Below are 3,056 nucleotides of genomic sequence, written 5' to 3' on the forward strand. Positions count from 1 at the left end.
GGGGTCAGGACATAGAACGGGCACAGATATACGCTAAGCGTCTCTGCGCGCACTTATGGGTCGACTCTATGCGTCGACGACTCCAGCATTCCAAAGGCATCCATCGGACAGTTGTAGCATCGCCTCTCGTCGCAGAGCCGGCATATCGTCAGCGCCGAGACAGCGTCGTCAGACATCTGCGCAAGTATTGTCTCGGCAATACGTTCCAGCACGAGGCGGTCAGCATTCGAGACATGGCTAAGGATTTCGGATAAAGTCTCGTTTCTTCGTTGCAGGATCGCAGATAGGCGAGTCTCGCCTGCCTCAGTGAGCATCAGCGCTACTGCACGACGGTCCCGTAGCGCTTTGGATCGAACGGCGAACCCGGCTGCAACCAATCGATCGACAAGCCGCACCGTCCCCGCGTGGGACAAGCCTAGCACCCGTCCTAATTCGTCGATCGAAAGACCGGTCGCGTGACCGATGACGACGATCGCCGCGGTGGTTTCGCCACCGCCGGGTATCGTCGGGTCGAATGCCGCCTTCTTAATTCGATCGGTGATGCCCACTGCGAGGGCGCCGAACAGATTGACGAGCCGGTCCGAGAGTACGTTCAAAGGGTTGCCTCATTCATTGACGGCGTATAGTGTATGCGCAGCGCATATATCACGCCTGTCTAAGCATGAAGGCAGGTCATGCGCCATGATGAAAGCGAGGCACCATGTTTTCGACATTACACATAGCTGAAAAGACGACCGGCTCTCGCGGGTCTCTCGCGTTGCTGCGCTGGGCGCTGGTGGTCATCTTTCTCTGGTTCGGTTGCATGAAATTCACGAGCTATGAAGCGATGGGCATCGCGCCATTGATGAAGAACAGTCCGATCATGAGCTGGATTCCGGCCGTTTTTGGGGTGCAGGGTGGAAGCTATTTTATAGGCACCGTCGAGCTCGCGACGGCCGCTGCGCTGATTATCGGTGCTTTCAACAAGACGGCCTCCGCTCTCGGCGCGGCGATGTCATGCCTGACTTATGCCGTGACACTGACGTTTTTCCTGAGCACGCCTGGCGTCGCCGAGCCGACCGCTGGCGGGTTCCCGGCGATTTCGGCCGGAACCGGACAGTTCCTGTTGAAGGACCTGGTGCTTCTTGCGGCATCAGCGTGCCTTCTACTTGCGTCCATACGGACAGCAGACGCGTGACGGCAAACAGGTGATAGGCGACGCTCCGGACCTGCGCTTTTGCCGAACCATACCCGCCTCAGCCCATAACGATCGACAAACCCTGTCGCTTTGATAGGGTGTTCGAAAACATGCTTTCGAGGGTTTGTCGTACATGCTGGTCGGATATATGCGGGTGTCAACGACCGATGACCGCCAAACGGTCGATCTCCAGCGGGACGCGCTCGTCGCAACCGGGGTCGATCATCGGCATCTCCATACCGACAAGGCATCCGGCGCGCGCGACGACCGACCAGGCCTGAAAGCCTGCCTCGACTATCTGAACGCGGGCGACACACTGATCGTGTGGAAGCTCGACCGGCTCGGACGCTCGCTGCCGCACCTGCTGACGATCGTCACCGATCTGAAGGCGCGCGGCATCGCGTTCCGGTCGCTGACCGAGCAGATGGATACGACCACGCCGCACGGCGAATTGCTGTTCTCGCTGTTCGGTGCATTGGCACAATATGAGCGTGCGCTCACGCGCGAACGGGTGATGGCGGGACTGGCTGCTGCCAAACGCCGGGGACGCCAAGGTGGCCGCCCGCCGATGATCGACGCCGAAACGCTCGAGCGGATCACCGCCGCGCTGGATGGCGGGGCCAGCAAGGCGTCCGTCTGCCGGACCTTCAAGGTGCCGCGTTCGACCCTTCTCGGCACGCTTGCCCGGATCGGCTGGACCGCACCGGCCAAGGTCTAAGCCGATGCCGCGTCGCGCCGTCCTGTCGGACGAGCAACGCGCGGCGTTGCTCGCGCTTCCCGACGACGAAACCCTGCTCGTCCAGCACTGGACATTGAGCCGGGACGACTTGGCCATCATCGTCCGCCGGAGGCGACCGCATAACCGGCTGGGTTTCGCGATCCAGCTTTGCGCGCTGCGCTATCCTGGCCGTTTCCTGCGACCCGGTGAACTGATCCCTGATACGCCGCTCGCGTTCGTCGCAGAGCAATTGCAGGTCGGACCCGAGGTGCTGGCCGACTACGCGACGCGCGGCCCGACCCGGTACGAACAGCTCGATGCACTGCGCGATGCATTCGGCTTCATGCCGCTCAGTCGGCCGCTGCGAACGACGTTGCAGGAATGGCTCCTGCCGATCGCGCTGACGACGACCAGCGGGGCTAGGCTGGCGCGCGTGATGCTGGATGAGTGCCGGCGACGGCGCATCATTGTGCCGGGCATCAGTTCGGTCGAGCGGATGGTCGCACAGGCGTTGCTCGATGCCGAACGCCATGTCGCCGAGCATCTGACCCGAGGACTCGATGCTCGACAGCGCCGGCTGCTCGATGCGCTTCTCCTGCCCCACACAGGCACGAACTTGAGCGATCTGGCCTGGGTGCGGCAGTCACCCGGCAAGCCCGGCCGAAAGACATTCGCCGCCATCATCGAGCGACTGACACTGCTTCGGGCCATCGGGATCGATCCGGATATCGCCGTAGGCGTCCATCCCGAGCGCCTCCGACGCCTGTGCCAGGAAGGCGTGCGGCTGACCGCGCAACATGTTCGGACGCTGCAAGCGACGCGGCGTCGCGCCACATTGGTGGCGACCATCCTCGAAACCATCGTTACCCTCACCGACGATGCGGTGCTGATGTTCGATCGCCTGCTTGGGCAGATGTTCCGGCGCGAACAGAACAGCGCGGACACGACACTCAAGCGCAACCGGCGCACCATCAACGGCAAAATCCGGCTGCTTGCCCAACTCGGCGCTGCCTTGCTCGCCGCCAAGATATCAGGTGGCGATATCGGCGCTGCGGTCGAGGCAGCGATCGGATGGAATGATCTCGGCCGCGAGGTCGATGAAGCCCGCAAGCTGATCCGCCCCGATTCGGTCGATCCCGTCGCGGTCGCCGCGACCAATTA

4 protein-coding genes are annotated in these 3,056 nt (G+C 62.3%); 3 read left to right on the top strand and 1 reads right to left on the bottom strand.

Features of this window, described 5'->3' with window-relative positions:
• Positions 1 to 53: 53 nt before the first annotated feature.
• Entirely contained in the window at positions 54 to 596 is a 543-nt protein-coding gene (locus WFJ47_RS16405; protein ID WP_010339851.1) for a MarR family winged helix-turn-helix transcriptional regulator, read from the bottom strand.
• Positions 597 to 700: 104 nt separating this feature from the next.
• Here WFJ47_RS16405 and WFJ47_RS16410 point away from each other — a divergent pair, with 104 nt between their 5' ends.
• From WFJ47_RS16410 to WFJ47_RS16420, 3 genes are all read left to right on the top strand, one after another.
• Positions 701 to 1,177 carry a YkgB family protein gene (locus WFJ47_RS16410; RefSeq protein WP_010339850.1) on the top strand — a complete coding sequence of 159 codons (477 nt, stop codon included), beginning with the start codon at positions 701 to 703 and terminating at the stop codon, positions 1,175 to 1,177.
• Positions 1,178 to 1,310: 133 nt separating this feature from the next.
• A complete protein-coding gene (locus tag WFJ47_RS16415) occupies positions 1,311 to 1,895 on the top strand; it encodes a recombinase family protein (protein WP_010339849.1) in 585 nt (194 codons plus the stop codon).
• Between the two features lie 4 nt (positions 1,896 to 1,899).
• Positions 1,900 to 3,056 (top strand): DUF4158 domain-containing protein (locus WFJ47_RS16420; protein ID WP_336764439.1); only part of this gene is annotated, 1,157 nt, incomplete at its 3' end.

Source organism: Asaia sp. VD9, from assembly GCF_037150015.1.
Taxonomy (GTDB): domain Bacteria; phylum Pseudomonadota; class Alphaproteobacteria; order Acetobacterales; family Acetobacteraceae; genus Asaia.